The following is a 21746-nucleotide window of genomic DNA, read 5'->3' on the forward strand; positions in this document are numbered from 1 at the left end:
GCATGACCAAATATCCAATGACCGTTCAGGGCGCCCGCGCCCTGGAAGAAGAGCTGAATCACCTGAGCAAGGTCGAGCGTCCGCGCTTGAGCCAGGCTATCGGTGAGGCGCGTGAGTTGGGCGACCTGAAGGAAAATGCCGAATACCATGCCGCTCGCGAAGAGCAGGGCATGGTCGAGGCGCGAATCCGGGATATCGAAGGGCGCTTGCAGAACTCCGTGGTGATCGACGTCACCACCATCGCGCACACCGGTAAGGTTATCTTCGGTACGACCGTCGATCTGGCCAACGTCGATACCGACGAGCAGGTGACCTACCAGATCGTGGGCGAAGATGAAGCCAATATCAAACTCGGCAAGATTTCGGTGAGTGCGCCGATTGCCCGGGCGATCATTGGCAAGGAAGAAGGCGATGTCGTTGCGATCAAGACCCCAAGCGGTCTGGTCGAGTACGAAATCGTGGAGGTCAAGCACATCTGACCTGCTGCCTCGGAAGCCGGGATTTCCGGCTTCCGATGACAAGCAGGTTACGCTCGGGGGCGCGAGCTCGCGGCCTGAGCGTTGATGCCGTTATTTGTAACGGTGGATGTTGGAGAGTTGCTTGTTTGGCTGCGGGTTCTTGCGGTAAATCAACGCCATTTTGCCGATGGTCTGCACGAGTTCCGCACGGCCCAGCTTGCACAGTTCATCGATGACCGCGCGACGTTCGTCGCGGTCTTCCAGCTTGATCTGGACTTTGATCAGTTCATGATCCACGAGCGCGCGGTCAAGCTCGGCCAGTACGCCCTCGCTCAACCCATTGCCTGCCACCATCAAGACTGGCTTCAGGTCATGTCCGATGGATTTGTATTGTTTCTTCTGCTCGTTATTGAGCGGCATAATCTGACCCTTTTCGTCTGACTCTGTAAAATTGGCGGGCATTTTACCCGAGGGGCCGTGGCTCCGCCCAGTCAATCACGACCCTTATCATCGAGGTGCCCCGTGGCGCAGCGTTCCAAAAGTAGCCATAACTGGCTCAGAGAGCATTTCAACGACCCCTTCGTCAAACAGGCGCAAAAGGACGGCTACCGTTCGCGTGCGAGCTACAAACTGCTGGAAATCCAGGAAAAGGACCGCTTGATCCGTCCAGGGATGACGGTAGTCGATCTCGGTGCCGCCCCAGGAGGCTGGTCCCAGGTGACCAGTCGTCTGATTGGTGGGCAGGGGCGTTTGATCGCTTCTGACATCCTGGAAATGGACAGCATCCCTGATGTGACCTTTATCCAGGGGGATTTCACCGAGGACGACGTGTTCAAACAGATCCTCGCGGCTATAGGGAATACCGAAGTGGACCTTGTGATTTCGGATATGGCCCCCAATATGAGTGGAGTAAGCGCCGTGGATATGCCACGCGCCATGTTCCTGTGTGAGCTGGCGCTCGACCTGGCGGGTCGAGTATTGCGTCCGGGTGGTGATTTTTTGATCAAGATCTTCCAGGGCGAAGGTTTTGATGCCTACCACAAGGAAGTCCGGAAAATGTTCGACAAGGTGCAGATGCGCAAGCCCACGTCGTCCCGCGACCGTTCCCGTGAGCAATATCTGCTGGGACGGGGTTTCAAGGGCGGCTATGAAGTGCCGGGCGGTTTCGAGTAAAGGCAATAGCTTTTTTCAAATGGCTTTATTTACGAAGCGTAACGAACATCTTGTTGTCAAAGTTTCACAAAGGGTTACAGACGCCGCCTGCCACGCCTGTAGGTTCTGTAGTAAGTTAGGCCGGTGAATATCATGCGAGGCACGCTCCAGCCTGGCGCTTGCTTCAGAGGGTAGCTAATTGAACGATATGGCAAAGAATTTGATCCTGTGGTTGATCATCGCTGCAGTCCTCGTGACGGTGATGAACAACTTCTCCAGCCCGAACGAGCCGCAGACCCTCAACTATTCCGAGTTCATCCAGCAAGTGAAGGATGGCAAGGTCGAGAAAGTTGCCGTGGATGGTTACGTGATCACGGGCAAGCGCACCGATGGCGATTCCTTCAAAACCATCCGTCCAGCTATTCAGGACAACGGTTTGATCGGTGATCTGGTCGACAACAATGTCGTGATCGAAGGCAAGCAGCCTGAACAGCAAAGCATTTGGACCCAGCTCCTCGTCGCCAGCTTCCCGATTCTGGTGATCATCGCCGTCTTCATGTTCTTCATGCGCCAGATGCAGGGCGGTGCGGGCGGCAAGGGCGGCCCGATGAGTTTCGGCAAGAGTAAGGCCCGTTTGCTATCGGAAGATCAGGTCAAGACCACGCTGGCGGATGTCGCAGGTTGCGATGAGGCCAAGGAAGAAGTCGGCGAGCTCGTCGAATTTCTCCGCGACCCGGGTAAATTCCAACGTCTCGGCGGCCGTATTCCGCGTGGCGTGTTGATGGTCGGCCCACCGGGCACCGGTAAGACCTTGCTTGCCAAAGCCATCGCGGGCGAAGCCAAAGTGCCGTTCTTCACGATTTCCGGTTCTGACTTCGTCGAGATGTTCGTCGGTGTGGGTGCTAGCCGTGTTCGCGATATGTTCGAGCAGGCGAAGAAGCATGCGCCTTGCATCATCTTCATCGACGAGATCGACGCCGTTGGTCGCCACCGCGGTGCCGGCATGGGCGGTGGTCACGACGAGCGCGAACAGACCCTCAACCAGTTACTGGTGGAGATGGACGGCTTCGAGATGAACGATGGCATCATCGTGATCGCCGCCACCAACCGTCCTGATGTTCTCGACCCCGCGTTGCTGAGGCCTGGCCGCTTCGACCGTCAGGTCGTCGTTGGATTGCCGGACATTAGAGGTCGCGAGCAAATTTTGAAAGTGCACATGCGCAAGGTGCCCATGGGTGATGATGTCAACGCGGCTGTCATTGCGCGTGGCACCCCAGGCTTTTCCGGTGCCGATTTGGCGAACCTGGTCAACGAAGCGTCGTTGTTCGCCGCTCGCGTTGGCAAACGCGTCGTCGAAATGAAAGAGTTCGAGTTGGCGAAAGACAAGATCATGATGGGCGCCGAGCGCAAGACCATGGTCATGTCCGAGAAGGAAAAACAGAACACTGCTTATCACGAGGCGGGGCACGCGATCGTTGGGCGCGTCGTGCCTGAGCATGATCCTGTCTACAAGGTGTCGATCATTCCGCGTGGTCGTGCACTGGGTGTAACGATGTTTCTCCCTGAAGAAGACCGTTACAGCCTGTCCAAGCGCGCGCTGATCAGTCAGATCTGCTCGCTGTACGGGGGGCGGATTGCAGAAGAAATGACGCTGGGCTTCGATGGGGTTACCACCGGTGCGTCGAACGACATCATGCGTGCAAGCCAGATCGCACGGAACATGGTGACCAAGTGGGGCCTTTCCGAGAAGCTGGGGCCATTGATGTATTCCGAAGAGGAAGACGGCGGCTATCTCGGGCGTGGCGGTGGTGGACAGAGCGCGAGCCTGTCGGCCGATACGGCGCGAATGATCGACTCCGAGGTGCGTAGCATCATCGATCACTGCTACGGAACGGCCAAGCAGATTCTCACGGACAACCGTGACAAGCTCGATGCCATGGCGGATGCGCTGATGAAGTACGAGACGATCGATGCCGAGCAGATTGACGACATCATGGCCGGGCGCACGCCGCGCGAGCCCCGTGACTGGTCCGGTGGAACCGGTAACTCCGGTACGCCTGCCGCGCCTGTTGGCCCTCGGCCGGAAACTCCCATCGGCGGTCCCGCTGCTGATCACTAAGGCCTGACATGACTTCCACGCTGTACCCGACCCGGTTGCCTTGCGGCAACCGGGTTCTTGATTTATCGCGGCCCCATGTCATGGGCATCCTCAACATCACGCCTGACTCGTTTTCGGATGGCGGTCGTTTCGCACAGCGTGATCTCGCGCTGAGGCATGCCCAGTCCATGGTCGCGGCGGGCGCCACGCTCATCGATGTCGGGGGGGAGTCGACGCGTCCTGGCGCCCGGCCAGTGGCTCCGCTCGAAGAGTTGGAGCGCGTTGCGCCGATTGTCGAGGCCATCGCCCGCGAACTCGATGTCATCATTTCCGTGGACACTTCCACGCCGGCGGTGATGCGGGAGACGGCTCGCCTTGGTGCGGGTCTCATCAACGACGTGCGCTCCCTTCAACGAGAGGGCGCCTTGGATGCCGCTGTCGCGACAGGTTTGCCGGTTTGTCTGATGCACATGCGCGGTGAGCCGACGAACATGCAGGACGATCCACACTACGACGATCTCGTCGGGGAGGTGGCGTCGTTTCTCAAGGCGCGCATGGAGGCGTGTGTCGCAGCGGGAATTCCGGTTGAGAACATTGTCCTTGACCCCGGCTACGGCTTCGCCAAGACCCTGGATCACAACCTCAGCCTGTTCAAGCACATGCCAGCGCTGCATGCGCTGGGGCGCCCTCTCTTGGTCGGCGTTTCGCGCAAGAGCATGATCGGGAAGGTCCTGGACAAGCCTGTCGACGAGCGTCTCTACGGCGCGCTTGCCCTGGCCGCGATGGCTGTAATGCAGGGCGCAAAAATTTTACGTGTCCACGATGTGGCGGAAACTGTCGACGTGGTGCGGATGATTGCCGCTGTCGAGTCGGCAAAATAAAAAGGCTGGAGCACCCATGACCAAGAAGAAATATTTCGGAACAGACGGCATTCGCGGTCGTGTCGGTCAATTCCCGATCACCCCGGATTTCATGCTCAAGCTTGGCTGGGCGGCGGGGATGGCGTTCCGCAAGATGGGCGCGTGCCGCATCCTGGTGGGCAAGGACACGCGTATCTCGGGCTACATGTTCGAATCCGCGCTCGAAGCCGGCCTCTCCGCGGCCGGTGCCGATGTCATGCTGTTAGGTCCGATGCCAACCCCGGCAATTGCCTATTTGACCCGCACGTTTCAGGCGCAAGCGGGCATCGTGATCAGTGCATCGCATAACCCGCATTATGACAACGGCATCAAATTTTTCTCCGGGCAGGGCACCAAGCTGCCGGACGATATCGAGATGATGATCGAAGAGTTGCTCGATGCGCCGATGACGGTTGTCGAGTCCGAGAAGCTCGGCAAGGTATCGCGTATCAACGACGCTGCGGGTCGATACATCGAATTCTGCAAAAGCAGCGTGCCGACGAGCACCAGTTTTGCGGGGCTGAAACTTGTGATCGACTGCGCACACGGCGCCACGTACAAGGTCGCTCCCAACGTTTTCCGAGAGTTGGGCGCTCAGGTTTCGGTGCTGTCTGCTACCCCTAACGGGCTGAACATCAACGACGACTGCGGCTCGACCCACATGGGCAATCTCCAGGCTGCCGTGGTGGCCGAAAAGGCCGACCTGGGCATTGGCTTCGATGGCGACGGCGATCGGGTGCTGATGGTTGATCACACCGGTACGGTAGTCGACGGTGACGAGCTGTTATTCATCATCGCCAGGGACCTGCTGGAGCGCGGACGGCTTCAGGGTGGTGTCGTGGGTACGCTGATGAGCAACCTGGGGCTGGAGCTGGCGCTGGCCGATCTCAACATTCCGTTCGTTCGCGCCAACGTTGGCGACCGCTACGTCATCGCTGAGCTGTTGGAGCGTGACTGGCAAGTGGGCGGCGAAAACTCAGGCCATGTCGTTTGCTTCCAGCACACCACGACTGGCGACGCCATTATCGCGGCGCTTCAAGTGCTCCTGGCTTTGAAGCGCACGGGTCAGAGTCTGGCCGAGTCGCGCCAAGGTGTGAAGAAATGCCCGCAGGTATTGGTCAATGTGCGCTTTGAAGGCAGCAAGGTCGACCCTGTGCAGCACCCTGCCGTGAAGGAAGCCTGCGAGCGGGTCACTGCGGCTATGGGTGGGCGCGGGCGTGTCCTGTTGCGCAAGTCCGGGACAGAGCCCCTGGTGCGGGTGATGGTCGAAGGCGAGGAAGAAAACCAGGTGAAAAGTTACGCTGACGAGCTCGCGAAACTGGTCACGGAAGTTTGCGCCTGATTTCGGCTTGCCAGTGTTGAAACTGTTGGGTAACATCTGCGCCCACTTTGACCGACGAGGTACAGCATGCGTCGCCCTATGGTAGCTGGTAACTGGAAAATGCACGGTACCTGCGCCAGCGTCGCTGAGCTGGTCGAAGGGTTGGCGAACATCGCCATTCCTGAGGGTGTCGAGGTCGCTGTGTTTCCTTCGAGTCTGCACATCGGCTTTGTTGCTGAATGCTTCGAAGGGCACTCGATCGCCGTAGGTGCGCAGAACTGCGCGCATGAGGCGGGGCAGGGCGCACTGACCGGTGAAATCTCGCCTACTCAGTTGCAGGACGCGGGTTGCAAGCTGGTGCTGGTTGGGCATTCAGAGCGTCGCCATATCATGGGCGAAGGCAACGAGGTGCTGAACCGGAAGTTCGCAGCTGCCCAGGCAAGTGGCCTCATTCCGGTCCTGTGCGTGGGTGAGACCCTTGAAGAGCGTCAGGCCGGCAAGACCCTTGATGTGGTCGGGCAGCAGCTCGACAGCATCATCGAAGAGTTGGGAATCGATGCATTCGTTAGTGCGGTAATCGCTTACGAGCCGGTCTGGGCCATTGGCACCGGATTGACAGCCTCGCCCGAGCAGGCGCAGGAAGTGCACGCAGCCATTCGTGCGCAGTTGGCGAAAGAGAATTCTGAAGTTGCACAAGGCGTGCGGCTTCTCTATGGCGGCAGCGTGAAGGCGGCCAATGCGGCCGAGCTGTTCAGCATGCCGGATATCGATGGGGGCCTCATTGGTGGTGCTTCCCTGAATGCAGATGAGTTCGGTGCGATCATTCGCGCCGCGGGAAACTGAAAAAATGCTGGAAACAGTCGTAATCGTTCTTCATCTGCTGGCTGCCCTGGGCGTGGTTGCTCTGGTATTGCTGCAGCAGGGTAAAGGTGCGGACGCTGGCGCGTCGTTCGGGGCAGGTGCATCAAATACTGTCTTCGGAAGCCAAGGTTCCTCTACCTTTCTTAGTAAGTTTACTGCTATACTTGCCGCCTGTTTCTTCTTGACCAGCTTAGGGTTAGGTTACTTTGCTAAAGAGAAGTCTCATCAGCTGACTCAGGTAGGTTTGCCAGATCCAGCGGTACTTGAAGTGAAACAAAAGCCGGCGACAGATGATGTGCCGGTGCTGGAAGGTCAGGCCAAGCCTGCCGCTACACCAGCCGATGTTCCTGCTGCTCCGGAACAGAAGTAATACGGAATTCGCAGCTGATATTGGGGCTGCAAAAAGAGTTGTAATGCCGAGGTGGTGGAATTGGTAGACACGCAACCTTGAGGTGGTTGTGCCCATAGGGTGTAGGGGTTCGAGTCCCCTTCTCGGTACCAATTAACAAGGCAGCCCGCAGTAGCGGGCTTTCTTGTAGGTGGATGTGTCGGATTGACCCAGATCGGGTTCGGTCGTATACTTCCGCCCCAGCTTTGTCGCGGGGTGGAGCAGTCTGGTAGCTCGTCGGGCTCATAACCCGAAGGTCGTTGGTTCAAATCCAGCCCCCGCAACCAGTTTTCGCTGAGCCCCTTTTAAGGGGCTTTTTGTTAGCTGGACACTTTATGACGCCGCTATTCAACGGCGTTTTCATGATGGGCGCTTCGCCCATTTTTTATTTGCACAGCATGCACGAGGGGGTTCAGGTGTCGAGCAAGCTAGAACAGTTGCAGGCCTTGTTGGCCCCAGTGGTCGAGGGCCTTGGCTATCAATGTTGGGGGATTGAATTCATCTCCCAGGGTCGGCACTCGTTGCTGCGCATTTATATCGATAAGGAAGGCGGGATTCTGGTGGACGACTGTGAAGGCGTCAGCCGCCAGGTCAGTGGTGTTCTGGATGTCGAAGATCCGATCAGCTCTGAATACACCCTCGAAGTTTCCTCTCCCGGCATGGATCGCCCGCTGTTCACGCTCGAACAGTTTGCCTCGCATGCCGGGGAACAAGTGAAAATAAAGCTGCGCTCGCCTTTCGAAGGGCGACGTAACTTTCAAGGTCTTCTCCGCGGGGTGGAGGAGCAGGATGTCGTGGTGCAAGTGGATGCCCATGAGTACCTGTTGCCGATCGATCTGATCGACAAGGCCAACATTATTCCCACGTTTGACTGAGACGTGCCAGATACTGCGGATCCCGCGGATCCAATGGCTTGCGAAAGGCGAGGCGTACGATGAGCAAAGAAGTACTGCTGGTTGTTGAGTCGGTATCCAATGAAAAAGGCGTACCGGCCGGCGTGATTTTTGAAGCGCTTGAAATTGCTTTGGCCACGGCCACCAAAAAGCGTTTCGAAGACGAAGTGGACCTGCGTGTGGAGATCAATCGCCACACCGGTTCCTATGAGACGTTCCGTCGCTGGACCGTTGTCGAAGAAGACGATCTTGACGATCCGGCGATCGAAACCTGGCCAACGAAGGTGGCTCAGACCCACCCGGGCGCCAAGGTCGGTGACGTCGTAGAAGAGAAAATCGAATCCATCGAATTCGGCCGCATCGCTGCGCAGACTGCCAAGCAGGTCATCGTGCAGAAGGTTCGCGAAGCCGAACGTGCTCAGGTCGTCGATGCTTATCGCGAGCGTCTGGGCGAAATCATTTCCGGCACTGTTAAAAAGGTGACACGTGACAATGTCATCGTCGACCTGGGTAACAATGCCGAGGCGTTGCTGGCGCGTGAAGACATCATCTCGCGGGAGACTTTCCGTGTGGGTGTTCGCGTCCGTGCATTGCTCAAAGAGATCCGCACCGAAAACCGCGGCCCTCAGCTGATCCTGTCGCGTACCGCGCCGGAAATGCTGATCGAGCTTTTCCGGATTGAAGTTCCGGAAATCGCCGAAGGCCTGATCGAGGTGATGGCTGCCTCTCGCGATCCTGGATCGCGTGCAAAAATCGCAGTTCGCTCCAAGGACAAGCGCATTGACCCGCAAGGCGCCTGCATCGGCATGCGCGGTTCGCGTGTCCAGGCTGTCTCCGGTGAGCTGGGCGGTGAGCGTGTGGATATCGTGCTGTGGGACGACAACCCTGCACAGTTTGTCATCAACGCCATGTCGCCTGCCGAAGTGGCGGCGATCATCGTTGATGAAGACGCCCACGCCATGGATATCGCTGTAGGTGCAGATAACCTGGCCCAGGCGATTGGCCGTGGTGGCCAGAACGTTCGCCTTGCCAGTCAGTTGACCGGCTGGACCCTGAACGTGATGACCGAATCGGACATCCAGGCCAAGCAGCAAGCGGAAACCGGCGACATCCTGCGCAACTTCATCGACGAGCTGGAAGTCGACGAAGAACTGGCTCAGGTGCTGGTCGACGAAGGCTTCACCAGCCTGGAAGAGATTGCCTACGTACCGTTGGAAGAAATGCTCAACATCGACGGCTTCGACGAAGACATCGTCAACGAGCTTCGTGCTCGTGCCAAGGATCGTTTGTTGACCAAAGCCATCGCTACTGAGGAAAAGCTGGCAGACGCCCATCCGGCCGAAGACCTGCTCTCGCTTGAGGGCATGGACAAGGATTTGGCGATGGAACTGGCGGTGCGCGGCGTGATTACCCGCGAAGACCTGGCCGAGCAGTCTATTGACGACCTGCTCGACATCGACGGCATTGACGATGATCGTGCCGGCAAGTTGATCATGGCCGCCCGAGCCCATTGGTTCGAGTAAGTAAATGCGGCCTGAGGAGAGAAGTGCATGACGCAAGTCACGGTGAAAGAACTGGCCAAAACGGTCGACACACCGGTAGAGCGCCTGCTACAGCAGATGCGTGAGGCAGGTCTGCCGCACACCGCCGCCGAGCAAGTTGTGACCGATAACGAAAAGCAAGCCCTGTTGACGCACCTGAAAAGCGGCCACAAGGCAAAAGTGGAAGAACCGCGCAAGATCACTTTGCAGCGTAAGACCACCAGTACCCTGCGCGTTGCCGGTAGCAAAAGCATCAGCGTGGAAGTGCGCAAGAAGAAAGTCTTTGTACAGCGCAGCCCGGAAGAAATCGAAGCCGAGCGCAAGCGTGAGCAGGAAGAACGTCGTGCGGTAGAAAATGCCGCCCGTCAAAAGGCTGAAGAAGAAGCCCGTCTGCGTGCCGAGGAAGAAGCGCGCCGTCAGCCTGCTCCAGCTCCGGAAGCTGCCGAGGCCGTTGCTCCTGCGCCAGAGCCAGAGCCCGCTCCACAGGCCGTGGACGCGCCTGTCGAAGCGGCTCCAGTGGCCGCTCCCGCTGCCGATGCCCGGAAGAAGGACGAGCCGCGCCGACCTGATCGCACCCGTAACGACGATAGCAACCGTCGCGGCGGTGGTGATGGTGAACGCAAGAACGCCCCGCATCGTGCCACCGTCAAGGAGAAGGCGCCCGCGCCGCGCGTTGCTCCGCGCACCACGGACGAAGAAAGCGATGGTTTCCGTCGTGGCGGTCGCGGTGGCAAGGCCAAACTGAAGAAGCGTAACGCGCATGGCTTCCAGAACCCAACCGGTCCTGTGATCCGTGAAGTGAAGATCGGCGAGACCATCACTGTGGGCGACCTCGCCCAGCAGATGTCGGTCAAGGCCGCTGAAATCATCAAGTTCATGTTCAAGCTGGGTACCCCGGCCACCATCAACCAGGTACTGGATCAGGAAACTGCCCAACTGGTTGCTGAAGAACTGGGCCACAAAGTGACCCTGATCAGTGACACCGCGCTGGAAGATTCCCTCGCCGAGTCGCTGAAGTTCGAAGGTGAGACCGTACCTCGTGCGCCGGTCGTGACCGTCATGGGCCACGTCGACCACGGTAAGACCTCGCTGCTCGACTACATCCGTCGTGCCAAGGTCGCTGCTGGCGAGGCCGGTGGTATCACTCAGCACATCGGTGCTTACCACGTGGAAACCGAGCGTGGCATGGTGACCTTCCTGGACACCCCGGGCCACGCTGCGTTTACCGCGATGCGTGCTCGTGGTGCCAAGGCCACCGACATCGTGATTCTGGTCGTCGCCGCAGACGACGGCGTGATGCCGCAGACCATCGAAGCCGTGCAGCACGCACAGGCTGCCGGTGTGCCGCTGGTGGTCGCCGTGAACAAGATCGACAAACCGGGCGCTGACTTGGACCGCATCAAGAGTGAATTGGCGGCCCACGGCGTGAACCCGGAAGAGTGGGGTGGCGACAGCCCATTCGTACCGGTTTCGGCGAAAATGGGTACGGGCGTCGACGAGTTGCTGGAAGCTGTCCTGCTCCAGGCCGAAGTTCTGGAGCTCAAGGCCACGCCTTCCGCGCCGGGTCGCGGTGTGGTAGTTGAATCGCGTCTGGACAAGGGGCGTGGTCCTGTGGCCACCGTCCTGGTTCAGGACGGTACGCTGCGTCAAGGCGATATGGTTCTGGTCGGCTCCAACTACGGTCGCGTCCGCGCCATGCTCGATGAGAATGGCAAGCCTATCAAGGAAGCTGGCCCGGCCATCCCGGTCGAGATTCTCGGCCTGGACGGTACGCCGGATGCGGGCGACGAGATGAGTGTGGTCGCTGACGAGAAGAAAGCTCGCGAAGTGGCGCTGTTCCGTCAAGGCAAGTTCCGCGAAGTCAAGCTGGCCCGTGCTCACGCAGGCAAGCTGGAAAACATCTTCGAGAGCATGGGGCAGGAAGAGAAGAAGACGCTCAACATCGTCCTCAAATCCGATGTTCGTGGCTCTCTTGAAGCGCTGCAAGGTGCTCTGAACGGCCTGGGCAACGATGAAGTGCAGGTGCGTGTCGTGGGTGGCGGCGTCGGTGGTATCACCGAAAGCGACGCCAACCTGGCGCTGGCTTCCAACGCTGTTCTGTTCGGCTTCAACGTGCGTGCCGATGCCGGTGCGCGCAAGATCGTCGAGCAGGAAGGTCTGGACATGCGTTATTACAACGTCATCTACGACATCATCGAAGACGTCAAGAAGGCCCTCACCGGCATGCTTGGCAGCGACGTCCGGGAAAACATCCTGGGTATCGCCGAAGTGCGTGACGTGTTCCGCTCGCCGAAATTCGGTGCGATCGCAGGTTGCATGGTCACCGAAGGTGTCGTGTACCGGAACCGTCCGATTCGCGTACTCCGTGAAGACATCGTTATCTTCGAAGGCGAACTGGAGTCCCTGCGTCGCTTCAAGGATGACGCTTCTGAAGTGCGTGCCGGCATGGAGTGCGGTATCGGCGTCAAGAGCTACAACGACGTCAAGGTCGGCGACAAGATCGAAGTGTTCGAGAAGGTCGAAGTGGCTCGCAGCCTCTGAATCGCGAGCCTCAAGAGTCGCGATACTCGTCGCAGGCCTGTGCCCGCCGAGTGTTATGAACTCTCAACGCAACGCCCGGTCCGGCTTCAGCCTGGCCGGGCGTTTGCCGCTTTCAGACCGTACGGCTCATGCCGTGGGTCAGTACAGGTAACAAGACATGGCAAAAGAATACAGCCGCACCCAACGTATCGGCGATCAGATGCAGCGCGAGCTGGCACAGTTGATCCGTCGTGAAGTCAAGGACCCTCGCGTAGGTCTGGTCACCATTACAGCCGTGGACGTGAGCCGTGACGTCGGTCACGCCAAAATCTACATCACCGTGATGGGGCAGGATGGCGCGCAAGACATCGCTCAAACCCTCAAGGTGTTGAACGCTGCGGCAGGCTTCCTGCGTATGCAACTGGGCCGCGAGATGAAGCTGCGCAGCGTCCCGCAATTGCACTTCCACTACGACGAGAGCGTCTCCCGTGGCGCCCACCTGTCGGCGCTGATCGAGCGCGCTGTGGCCGAGGACAGCCAGCACGAGCCGGCCGCGAAGCAAGACGGTTCGGAGGACTGACGGCGTGGCTCAGGTCAAGCGTATCCGCCGTAACGTCAGTGGCATCATCCTGCTGGACAAGCCGCTGGGGTTTACCTCCAACGCTGCGTTGCAGAAAGTGCGCTGGTTGCTCAATGCGGAAAAGGCCGGGCACACCGGCAGTCTCGACCCTCTGGCGACCGGCGTCCTGCCGTTGTGCTTCGGCGAGGCGACCAAGTTTTCCCAGTATCTGCTCGATTCCGACAAGGGCTACGAGACGTTGATGCAATTGGGCAAGACCACCACCACCGCCGACGCGGAAGGCGAGGTGTTGCAAACCCGTCCCGTGACCGTTGGTCGCGCCGATATCGAGGCGGTCTTGCCTGCTTTTCGTGGAGAAATCAGTCAGATACCGCCCATGTACTCGGCTCTCAAGCGTGATGGTCAACCGTTGTACAAGCTGGCCCGCGCAGGGGAAGTGGTGGAGCGTGAAGCGCGTTCTGTTACTATTGCGCGCCTGGAATTACTGGCGTGCGAGGGCGAGACTGCCCGGCTATCGGTCGGTTGCAGCAAAGGCACCTACATTCGCACGCTGGTAGAGGATATCGGTGAAGAGCTCGGCTGTGGTGCCTATGTCGCAGAGTTGCGTCGTACCCAAGCCGGACCGTTCACGCTGGCACAAACGGTCACCCTCGAAGAGCTGGAAGCCGTGCACGCCGAAGGTGGCAACGAGGCGGTCGACCGTTTCCTGATGCCCTCCGACAGCGGTCTGCAAGACTGGCCACTGCTGAAGTTTTCCGAGCACAGCTCGTTTTACTGGTTGCACGGGCAACCCGTTCGCGCGCCGGATGCGCCGAAATTCGGCATGGTGCGGGTGCAGGATCATGAAGGTCGTTTCATCGGGATCGGTGAAGTGAGTGAAGACGGGCGTATTGCGCCGCGTCGACTGATTCGGTCAGAGTGACCGAAGCCGTTGTGTCGGATATCCTGACGCGGCGGTACGAGGGTGGCTGTCAACAGGCATGGTCACTCCTCCTTTTTTAATACGGGAATTGCTCCCGGCCTGTTGAAACCGCTTCTCGCGAGCGGTTTCCCGAAATAAGGAATGCCCACATGGCACTCAGCGTTGAAGAAAAAGCTCAGATCGTAACCGACTACCAGCAAGCTGCCGGTGATACTGGTTCGCCAGAAGTGCAAGTTGCACTGCTGACCGCCAACATCAACAAGCTGCAAGGCCACTTCAAGGCCAACGGTAAGGACCACCACTCCCGTCGTGGTCTGATCCGCATGGTAAACCAGCGCCGCAAGCTGCTGGATTACCTGAAAGGTAAGGACGTTAGCCGTTACAGCGCCCTGATCGGTCGTCTGGGTCTGCGTCGCTAATAACGCCGCAGTTAGAGGTTGGTTGTTCGTCACGTCCCGCAGGCCATCATGCCTGTGGGCTGGCGAGCTCCCAGCCTCTAGTTTTATCTGGTGTAACGGCTGGGTCCGATTCCCGCCGATACCCAAGAATTCGCAAGAAACCAGTTCCCCCAAGAGCCACAAAGAAGGTAGGAAACCGTGAACCCGGTAATCAAGAAGTTTCAATTCGGTCAGTCGACCGTCACGCTGGAGACAGGCCGCATCGCCCGTCAGGCTTCTGGTGCGGTATTGGTCACCGTTGACAACGACGTCACCGTGCTCGTGACCGTAGTCGGCGCCAAGCAAGCGGACGCAAGCAAAGGCTTCTTCCCGCTGTCCGTTCACTACCAGGAAAAAACCTACGCCGCCGGTAAAATTCCTGGCGGTTTCTTCAAGCGTGAAGGGCGTCCTTCCGAGAAGGAAACACTGACTTCGCGTCTGATCGACCGTCCGATCCGCCCATTGTTTCCTGAAGGCTTCATGAATGAAGTGCAGGTTGTCTGCACCGTCGTGTCCACCAGCAAAAAGACCGATCCGGACATCGCTGCCATGATCGGCACCTCCGCTGCACTGGCCATTTCCGGCATCCCTTTCGATGGCCCGATCGGCGCTGCACGCGTGGCTTTCCACGAAAGCACCGGCTATCTGCTGAACCCGACGTACGAGCAACTGAAGGCGTCGAGCCTGGACATGGTGGTCGCCGGTACCGAAGAAGCGGTACTGATGGTTGAATCGGAAGCCAAGGAGTTGACCGAAGACCAGATGCTGGGCGCTGTGCTGTTTGCCCACGACGAATTCCAGGCCGTGATCAAGGCCGTCAAGGAACTGGCCGCCGAAGCGGGCAAGCCGACTTGGGCATGGGCTCCTCAGCCTGAGGCCACGGCGCTGCTGAACGCGATCCGCGCCGAATTCGGTGCGGCCATCTCCGAGGCGTACACCATCACCGTCAAGGCTGACCGCTACGCACGCCTGGGCGAGTTGAAGGATCAGGTCGTTGCCAAACTGGCCGTCGAAGAAGGGAGCCCGTCGGCTTCGGAAGTCAAAGCCGCTTTCGGCGAGATCGAATACCGTACCGTTCGCGAGAACATCGTCAACGGCAAACCGCGTATCGATGGCCGTGACAACCGCACCGTGCGTCCGCTGAACATTGAAGTCGGCGTTCTGCCGAAGACCCACGGCTCGGCCCTTTTCACCCGTGGCGAAACTCAGGCGCTGGTCGTGGCTACCTTGGGCACCGCGCGTGACGCTCAGTTGCTGGACACTCTGGAAGGCGAAAAGAAAGATTCCTTCATGCTGCACTACAACTTCCCACCGTTCTCGGTGGGCGAGTGCGGCCGCATGGGCGGTGCCGGTCGTCGTGAAATCGGCCACGGTCGTTTGGCACGTCGTGGCGTTCAAGCCATGCTGCCTCCGGCTGACGAGTTCCCGTACACCGTTCGTGTCGTTTCGGAAATCACCGAATCCAACGGTTCCAGCTCCATGGCCTCCGTCTGCGGCGCTTCGCTGGCTTTGATGGACGCGGGTGTACCGATGAAGGCACCTGTGGCCGGTATCGCCATGGGCCTGGTCAAGGAAGGCGAGAAATTCGCTGTTCTGACCGACATCCTGGGTGACGAAGACCACCTCGGCGACATGGACTTCAAAGTGGCCGGTACCGCGAACGGTGTCACGGCGCTGCAGATGGACATCAAGATCAAGGGCATCACCGAAGAGATCATGGAGATCGCTTTGGGTCAGGCCTTGGAAGCTCGTCTGAACATTCTGGGTCAGATGAACAACGTCATCGGCCAATCGCGTTCCGAGCTGTCGGAAAATGCTCCAACGATGATTTCGATGAAGATCGACACCGACAAGATCCGTGACGTCATCGGTAAGGGCGGCGCGACCATTCGTGCCATCTGCGAAGAAACCAAGGCTTCCATCGACATCGAAGACGACGGCTCGATCAAGATCTTCGGCGAGACTAAAGAAGCTGCCGAAGCCGCGCGCCAGCGTGTTCTGGGCATTACTGCAGAAGCCGAAATCGGCAAGATCTACCTCGGTAAGGTCGAGCGCATCGTCGACTTCGGCGCCTTTGTCAACATCCTGCCTGGCAAGGACGGTCTGGTGCACATCTCCATGCTGAGCGATGCTCGCGTCGAGAAAGTCACCGACGTACTGAAAGAAGGTCAGGAAGTCGAAGTGCTGGTGTTGGACGTGGACAACCGCGGCCGCATCAAGCTGTCGATCAAAGACGTTGCGGCAGCCAAAGCGTCGGGCGTTTGATCGCACGTCGTGACGGATGAATGGAAGGGCCCTTCGGGGCCCTTTTTTTTTGAACATAAATAACAGGTTACGACACCCTCAAAGCAATCGACGCACGGTGGCAACATGCATCTTGCAAGCGGAACTTTTTGGAAACGGGCAATCTGCACGATCAGGCTGGATCCGAGAATTTATAACTCATTGATTTAACAGTGTTTATAGCTTGAAAGAAGTTTGGCACACCGCTTGCGATAGTAGGGTAACCCTGCAGCCAATGAGGTTGGTTGCAGATTCTGAGAAAAACAGGAGTTACTCGTATGAAGAAGTTCGCTATCGCTGCTGCCACTGCCACCGCTCTGACCCTGACCATGGCTAACGTAGCCATGGCCGAAACCTCTAATCAGGCGCCTATGCAGCTAGCCGCAGGTGAAGTTACCAAAGCTAAAGAAGCCACTTCTGACACTTGGATCACCACCAAGGTCAAATCCGACCTGCTGACCGAGAAAGGCATCCCTGGCTCCGACATCAAGGTAGAAACCAACAAAGGCGTGGTTTCCCTGTCTTCGGATGTCGCGGTCACCGATGCACAGAAGAAGATGGCTGTTGACATCACCAAAAAGATCAAAGGCGTCAAAGCCGTATCGGCTGACGGCCTGAAAGCTGAGTAAGCCAATTCTCAGGAACCGGGGAACCCGATGATTTACGGCCAGGGAGGCCGCGGATCTATCGATTCAAGGTTCATGCGAAGGCCATAAGGATGTGGCCATTACAAGCCCTGGCGCCCGCGCCGGGGCTTGTTCTATTTCCAGCCATCCTCTGTTCGGAGCTGGTTCGATTTCCTCAATTGAGCACATTCGCTCAAGTCTTCTTCTCGTTTCAGCATTACGCTGGTTCGCTGTGCGCTTCCTGAGGCCCTATCCGGGGAGGCTCTTCCCGGCTATCTATACCTGAGTGCGATGGAAGCGTGTCGATGCTGCACCTTATTATCGTCCCCTGCGCCCTGACGTAGAGTTAGCCGCAGGCGTGCGTCGCCCGCGAAAAGATTTGCGCTGCCTCACCAACGACTCATAACAAGGCAAGACTGTCGCAATGAAAAGGTTTTCCACCGGACCATCGGCCGCTCCTCATACGGAGGTGTCACCCAGCATCTGGCTGTTGCGAGCAGGGGCGGTGATGCTGGCGATGATCATCTTCCTGATCGACTGGCTCAGCTCGTTGGACGTGGCCATCGCGGTCTTGTACGTCACGGTCATCCTGATGTGCGCCGACGTGTTCTCGCGCAAGAGCGTCATGGCGGTGTCGATCGGTTGCGGAGTGCTTACGCTCGCTGCCTTTTTGCTGTCCCACGGCGCCGAATGGATGGTGCCTCCCTTCGCACGTTGCCTGGTCAGTCTGTGCGCCATCGCCATCACGGCGTTCCTTGCGATGAAGCACATGGCATCTCGGGACGCCCTCCAGGCGCAGATCCATTTGTTGCATCGCAGCGAGGCTTTCTTGGCCGGTGCCCAGCGCTTGAGCCTGACGGGCAGCATCGGGCTGAAGATGCCCAGCGCCCGGATGTATTGGTCCGACGAGGCGCGGCGTATTTTCCAGTTCGATGAGTCGCTGCAACCAACGCTCGAATACATGATGAGCCGTACCCACCCCGACGACATCGACGACCTCAAATCGCTGATCGAGCAGGCCTATGCCCGGCACGCCAACATGGAAGCGGAGTTTCGCCTGTTAATGCCGGACGGATCCTGCAAATCGGTGCGTATGCTCGCGCAGCAGGTGGAGGATGGTTCTGGCGGCTGTGAGTACATCGGTGCGTTGATGGACGTGACGGCGACCAAAGAGGCAGAGGAGGCGCTTCATCGCTCCCAAAGCCAATTGGCGCACGTCACCCGCGTGACCACACTGGGGGAAATGGCAGCCTCCATTGCGCACGAAGTCAACCAGCCCCTGTCAGCGGTGACCACCAATGCCGAAGCGGGGTTGCGCTGGTTGAACCGGGAAGTCCCGAATCTGGACGAAGTGCGCAGCGCCATCGAACGCATCAAAAGCGAAGCGCATAGGGCCAGTGAGGTGATCCGTCGCATTCGCACGCTGTCGCGCAAGACCGATCCTCAACATGTCCTGCTTGACCTTCATGACGTGCTGCATGAGGCTGCGGATCTGGTCCGCCGGGAAGTGTCGCGGCATCGAGTGAGCCTGGTGCTGCAGGCGGCCGATGAGCCCGTTTGGGTCAGGGGCGATCGCGTACAGTTACAGCAGGTCATCATCAACCTGCTGATCAACGCGGTGCAGGCCATGTCAGGCATGCATGGCCGGGCGCGCACCTTGAGTGTGTCGCTGGGCAACAGTGAGGACGGCGACGCAACGCTTTGCCTTCGGGATAACGGGCCAGGCATTTCAGCGCAGAACCTACCGAATCTGTTCAATCCTTTTTTCACCACCAAACCGGAGGGGATGGGCATGGGCCTGTCGATCTGTCGCTCGATCATCGATGCTCATGGTGGGCGGATCTGGGCGGAAAGTGAGTTGGGGCATGGGGCGAGCCTGAATTTCTCGCTTCCACTCTGTGAGCCGGTTGCGTCATGAGCGGCCCTGAGCTGAGTCCAGTGGTGTTCGTCGTCGATGACGATCCGGCGATCCGCACAGGGCTCGATAGCCTGTTGCGATCGGTGGGGATGAGGGTGCACACCTATGCATCGGGGGCGGAGTTTTTGCGGCACCCCTTCGAGGACGTTCCCGCTTGCCTGATTCTCGACGTGCGCCTTCAGGGGGAGAGCGGTCTGGATTTTCAAGTGCGTCTGGCGGACATGAAAGTGGCGATGCCAATCGTGTTCGTGAGCGGACACGGCGACATTGCCATGTCGGTGAGGGCCATGAAGGCCGGTGCGCTGGATTTCCTGGTCAAACCATACCGCGAGCAGGACTTGCTGGATGCCGTTTCATTGGCGTTGCAGCAGGATGCCCGGCGCCGCGAAAGTGGCAAGGCTTCAGCGGAACTGTTGACGCGCTACCAGACCCTCACCGCCCGCGAGCAGGAGGTGATGGCCTACGCAGTGAGAGGCCTCATGAACAAACAGATCGCGGCGGAAATGGGACTGAGCGAAATCACCGTCAAGATTCACCGGGGCCACGCCATGAAAAAGATGCAGGCCCGCACCTTCGCCGATCTGGTGAAGATGTCGCAGGTGCTCGAGGGGGTGTAGGGCGCTCATACCTGAGTATGAGCAGGTCAGCCTGATAGCTAATCGGCATCAGTGGATGATAGTGATAATTTCTTTCCACGAGCCTGAGAGTTCTTTCAGGCCTGCACCCCATCCTCCTGAGCGCTATCGATGACTGAGTACACCGCACCCGCTGGCGGCGCGCTGACCGCTTTCCTGCCGGCGTCGATCACCGACCACACAAAGGGAGCCGCGCCGGAATTTCGCGTTTGGCACTGGGGCGGGTTGGCGCTGGCAATCGCATTGCTGCTGGGTTCGCTCCTTGGATGGCTGCATCAGCAAGCGCAGCGGCAGGCGATTTCCGATGTGGGCAATTTGAGCCGCATCCTGGAGGCGCGGCTGAGCAATACCTTTCACGACATCCCGTACGACGTTCAAAACGTCTCGCTGGAAAAAGTGCGTGAGGTGCTACGAGACGTCGACGTCGGCGCTCACGGCGTCATCACCTTGCGCCGTACTGACGTTGCGCAAAACCTGCTCCGGATGCCACCCGCGCCTCTCGGCACTCCGGCACCGTCCGCCGCCGACCCCATAGGTCGCATGCTGACTGAGAATGCCAAGGAAGGGACCCTGATTACGTTTTCTCCGGTGGACGGCGTCAAGCGCCTGTACAGCTTCCGGCGCATCGATGAGTTGCCGCTGGCGCTGGTCATCGGGCTCGCGGCGGAAGATTACCTGCTGGGCTGGAAATACACCGTCATCGCGTCATCGATCGTGTGCGGTGGGCTGTACTTGCTGGTTGTCGGCCTGACGTTGCGCCTACAGGCCAATCGCCTTCGTCGGCAGCAGATCCTGGACGAGCTCCGGGACAGTGCATTCCATGATGAGATGACCGGCTTGCCCAACCGGCGCTACCTGCTGGAGCGGGTCAACCAGGCCATCAACGAAGGTGGTGGGGTGTCGCGTCTGTCGTTGTTTTACATTGACGTCGATAACTTCAAGACCATCAATGATTCGCTGGGACACGTCGCAGGGGATACGGTGCTGACGCGTCTGGCGCAGCGCTTGCTCGCGCTCAGGCCAACAGTCGATACGGTGGCCCGGTTGAGCGGCGACGAGTTTCTCGTGCTGGTGAACGATGACGATTTTTCGCGCATCGCGCAGATAATCAAAGACGTGCTGTATGTCATGCAGCAACCTCTCGAATTGGCGGGCTACACGTTGTCCGTTTCAGCTTCTGTCGGTATCGCGGCGTACCCTGCCCACGGGCATGATTTCGGCTCGCTCTTGAAAGCCGCCGACACGGCCATGGCCCAGGCCAAGCGCAATGGACGAAACACATGGGTGCTTTACGAAGCGGCCATGGGCGCGCGCGAGCTGCGCTTTCTGCATGTCCAGAGCGAATTGCGGCTGGCATTCGAACAACGCGAATTGCAAGTGCACTACCAGCCGCAGATCGACCTGGGTACGGGGGCCGTCATCGGTGCCGAGGCGTTGCTGCGCTGGAGCCATCCGGGGCAGGGTCCGATCGCTCCCGGCGAATTCATTCCAGTTGCGGAGTCCAGCGGTTTGATCATCCCGATCAGCCGCTGGCTGTTACACCAGGTGTGCCATCAGGCCGTCGCGTGGCAAGCGGCGGGGTTGGGTGAGCTGAGCGTGGCGATGAATTGCTCGGCGGTGCAGTTCCGCCAAGGCAATCTGGTCCAGGACGTGAGGCGGGCACTCTACGAAAGCGGCCTGAAGCCGCATCTGCTGGAGCTGGAGTTGACCGAATCGATTCTGATCGAGCACTCCGAACGGGTGCTGGACACGGTTCGCGGGTTGAAGGCGCTGGGGGTGCGGATGTCCATCGATGATTTCGGCACGGGTTATTCCAGCATGGCTTACCTGAAGCGCTTCGCAGTGGATAAGTTGAAAATCGACCAGTCCTTCGTGCGGGGCATGCTCAGCAATGCGCAGGATGCGGCCATCGTGCAAGCAGTCATCACACTCGGCCACAGTTTCGATATGAAGGTGATTGCCGAAGGGGTGGAAGACTTTTCCGTTCTCGACGCGTTGAGAGTGCGCGGTTGCGACGAAGCGCAGGGCTACTACTACGCCAAGGCATTGGAAGCCCATGCTTTCGAGACATTCCTTCAAGAGCGTATCGAGTTCGCGTTCACCACTGAGCGGTGGGTATGAGCGTAAGGAAAATTGTCTGAGCAGTCAGAAATCTTCCTCTCGTCATTTTCATACAACCGTATAATTCTCGGCGGTAAGCGAGGCCGGTAACGT

General features: G+C 58.7%; 19 protein-coding genes and 2 tRNA genes. 20 read left to right on the plus strand and 1 reads right to left on the minus strand.

Features of this window, described 5'->3' with window-relative positions; all coding sequences use genetic code 11:
• The first annotated feature begins 2 nt into the window (after positions 1–2).
• Positions 3–479: a transcription elongation factor GreA gene (greA, locus tag N5D61_RS16810; protein WP_108237980.1), complete on the plus strand. Its 477-nt coding sequence runs from the start codon at positions 3–5 to the stop codon at positions 477–479.
• Positions 480–569: 90 nt separating this feature from the next.
• Here the strand turns inward: greA and N5D61_RS16815 are convergent, their stop codons facing one another.
• Positions 570–878: a YhbY family RNA-binding protein gene (locus N5D61_RS16815; RefSeq protein WP_108237939.1), complete on the minus strand. Its 309-nt coding sequence runs from the start codon at positions 876–878 to the stop codon at positions 570–572.
• A gap of 102 nt (positions 879–980) precedes the next feature.
• On the opposite strand from N5D61_RS16815, the gene rlmE reads away from it, so the two are divergent.
• From rlmE to N5D61_RS16910, 19 genes are all read left to right on the plus strand, one after another.
• The gene (rlmE, locus tag N5D61_RS16820) at positions 981–1631 is read left to right on the plus strand and encodes a 23S rRNA (uridine(2552)-2'-O)-methyltransferase RlmE (RefSeq protein ID WP_279893601.1); all 651 of its coding nucleotides are present in this window, start codon (positions 981–983) and stop codon (positions 1629–1631) included.
• Between the two features lie 187 nt (positions 1632–1818).
• Positions 1819–3729 (plus strand): ATP-dependent zinc metalloprotease FtsH, encoded by a 1911-nt coding sequence (ftsH, locus tag N5D61_RS16825; protein WP_108237941.1) that lies wholly within the window; start codon positions 1819–1821, stop codon positions 3727–3729.
• A gap of 8 nt (positions 3730–3737) precedes the next feature.
• Positions 3738–4589, plus strand: coding sequence for a dihydropteroate synthase (gene folP, locus N5D61_RS16830; RefSeq protein ID WP_108237942.1), 852 nt, complete (start codon positions 3738–3740; stop codon positions 4587–4589).
• Positions 4590–4605: 16 nt separating this feature from the next.
• The gene (glmM, locus tag N5D61_RS16835) at positions 4606–5949 is read left to right on the plus strand and encodes a phosphoglucosamine mutase (protein ID WP_108237943.1); all 1344 of its coding nucleotides are present in this window, start codon (positions 4606–4608) and stop codon (positions 5947–5949) included.
• Between the two features lie 66 nt (positions 5950–6015).
• Positions 6016–6771, plus strand: coding sequence for a triose-phosphate isomerase (gene tpiA, locus N5D61_RS16840; RefSeq protein WP_279893602.1), 756 nt, complete (start codon positions 6016–6018; stop codon positions 6769–6771).
• Positions 6772–6775: 4 nt separating this feature from the next.
• Entirely contained in the window at positions 6776–7159 is a 384-nt protein-coding gene (gene secG, locus N5D61_RS16845; protein WP_108237945.1) for a preprotein translocase subunit SecG, read from the plus strand.
• Between the two features lie 45 nt (positions 7160–7204).
• Positions 7205–7290, plus strand: a tRNA-Leu gene (locus tag N5D61_RS16850).
• Positions 7291–7387: 97 nt separating this feature from the next.
• Positions 7388–7464, plus strand: a tRNA-Met gene (locus N5D61_RS16855).
• 129 nt (positions 7465–7593) lie between these two features.
• Positions 7594–8052 carry a ribosome maturation factor RimP gene (gene rimP / locus N5D61_RS16860; protein ID WP_158541429.1) on the plus strand — a complete coding sequence of 153 codons (459 nt, stop codon included), beginning with the start codon at positions 7594–7596 and terminating at the stop codon, positions 8050–8052.
• A 59-nt stretch (positions 8053–8111) separates the two neighbouring features.
• The gene (gene nusA, locus N5D61_RS16865) at positions 8112–9593 is read left to right on the plus strand and encodes a transcription termination factor NusA (protein WP_108237946.1); all 1482 of its coding nucleotides are present in this window, start codon (positions 8112–8114) and stop codon (positions 9591–9593) included.
• Positions 9594–9620: 27 nt separating this feature from the next.
• Positions 9621–12152 carry a translation initiation factor IF-2 gene (gene infB / locus N5D61_RS16870; protein ID WP_108237947.1) on the plus strand — a complete coding sequence of 844 codons (2532 nt, stop codon included), beginning with the start codon at positions 9621–9623 and terminating at the stop codon, positions 12150–12152.
• Positions 12153–12309: 157 nt separating this feature from the next.
• Positions 12310–12711 carry a 30S ribosome-binding factor RbfA gene (rbfA, locus tag N5D61_RS16875; protein ID WP_108237948.1) on the plus strand — a complete coding sequence of 134 codons (402 nt, stop codon included), beginning with the start codon at positions 12310–12312 and terminating at the stop codon, positions 12709–12711.
• Positions 12712–12715: 4 nt separating this feature from the next.
• Positions 12716–13633, plus strand: a complete 918-nt coding sequence (gene truB, locus N5D61_RS16880; RefSeq protein ID WP_108237949.1) for a tRNA pseudouridine(55) synthase TruB — start codon at positions 12716–12718, stop codon at positions 13631–13633.
• A gap of 149 nt (positions 13634–13782) precedes the next feature.
• Positions 13783–14052, plus strand: a complete 270-nt coding sequence (gene rpsO, locus N5D61_RS16885) for a 30S ribosomal protein S15 (RefSeq protein WP_027900329.1) — start codon at positions 13783–13785, stop codon at positions 14050–14052.
• Between the two features lie 177 nt (positions 14053–14229).
• Positions 14230–16335: a polyribonucleotide nucleotidyltransferase gene (pnp, locus tag N5D61_RS16890; protein WP_108237950.1), complete on the plus strand. Its 2106-nt coding sequence runs from the start codon at positions 14230–14232 to the stop codon at positions 16333–16335.
• 296 nt (positions 16336–16631) lie between these two features.
• Positions 16632–16982, plus strand: a complete 351-nt coding sequence (locus N5D61_RS16895) for a BON domain-containing protein (protein ID WP_279893603.1) — start codon at positions 16632–16634, stop codon at positions 16980–16982.
• A gap of 421 nt (positions 16983–17403) precedes the next feature.
• Positions 17404–18897 (plus strand): ATP-binding protein, encoded by a 1494-nt coding sequence (locus tag N5D61_RS16900; RefSeq protein WP_279893604.1) that lies wholly within the window; start codon positions 17404–17406, stop codon positions 18895–18897.
• Complete coding sequence (locus tag N5D61_RS16905; protein ID WP_108237952.1) at positions 18894–19514, plus strand: response regulator; 621 nt, start codon at positions 18894–18896, stop codon at positions 19512–19514. The genes N5D61_RS16900 and N5D61_RS16905 overlap by 4 nt, the downstream gene beginning before the upstream one ends.
• Before the next feature lie 129 nt (positions 19515–19643).
• Positions 19644–21653, plus strand: a complete 2010-nt coding sequence (locus N5D61_RS16910; protein ID WP_279893605.1) for an EAL domain-containing protein — start codon at positions 19644–19646, stop codon at positions 21651–21653.
• The last annotated feature ends 93 nt before the right edge of the window (positions 21654–21746 follow it).

The sequence above is a fragment of the Pseudomonas sp. GD03842 genome, from assembly GCF_029841165.1.
In the GTDB taxonomy this organism is placed as follows: domain Bacteria; phylum Pseudomonadota; class Gammaproteobacteria; order Pseudomonadales; family Pseudomonadaceae; genus Aquipseudomonas.

Coding starts and splice junctions, on each gene's coding strand:
- greA (WP_108237980.1), top strand. CDS start 3: ATGACCAAATATCCAATGACCGTTCAGGGCGCCCGCGCCCTGGAAGAA.
- N5D61_RS16815 (WP_108237939.1), bottom strand. CDS start 878: ATGCCGCTCAATAACGAGCAGAAGAAACAATACAAATCCATCGGACAT.
- ftsH (WP_108237941.1), top strand. CDS start 1,819: ATGGCAAAGAATTTGATCCTGTGGTTGATCATCGCTGCAGTCCTCGTG.
- folP (WP_108237942.1), top strand. CDS start 3,738: ATGACTTCCACGCTGTACCCGACCCGGTTGCCTTGCGGCAACCGGGTT.
- glmM (WP_108237943.1), top strand. CDS start 4,606: ATGACCAAGAAGAAATATTTCGGAACAGACGGCATTCGCGGTCGTGTC.
- tpiA (WP_279893602.1), top strand. CDS start 6,016: ATGCGTCGCCCTATGGTAGCTGGTAACTGGAAAATGCACGGTACCTGC.
- secG (WP_108237945.1), top strand. CDS start 6,776: ATGCTGGAAACAGTCGTAATCGTTCTTCATCTGCTGGCTGCCCTGGGC.
- nusA (WP_108237946.1), top strand. CDS start 8,112: ATGAGCAAAGAAGTACTGCTGGTTGTTGAGTCGGTATCCAATGAAAAA.
- infB (WP_108237947.1), top strand. CDS start 9,621: ATGACGCAAGTCACGGTGAAAGAACTGGCCAAAACGGTCGACACACCG.
- rbfA (WP_108237948.1), top strand. CDS start 12,310: ATGGCAAAAGAATACAGCCGCACCCAACGTATCGGCGATCAGATGCAG.
- rpsO (WP_027900329.1), top strand. CDS start 13,783: ATGGCACTCAGCGTTGAAGAAAAAGCTCAGATCGTAACCGACTACCAG.
- N5D61_RS16895 (WP_279893603.1), top strand. CDS start 16,632: ATGAAGAAGTTCGCTATCGCTGCTGCCACTGCCACCGCTCTGACCCTG.
- N5D61_RS16900 (WP_279893604.1), top strand. CDS start 17,404: ATGAAAAGGTTTTCCACCGGACCATCGGCCGCTCCTCATACGGAGGTG.
- N5D61_RS16905 (WP_108237952.1), top strand. CDS start 18,894: ATGAGCGGCCCTGAGCTGAGTCCAGTGGTGTTCGTCGTCGATGACGAT.
- N5D61_RS16910 (WP_279893605.1), top strand. CDS start 19,644: ATGACTGAGTACACCGCACCCGCTGGCGGCGCGCTGACCGCTTTCCTG.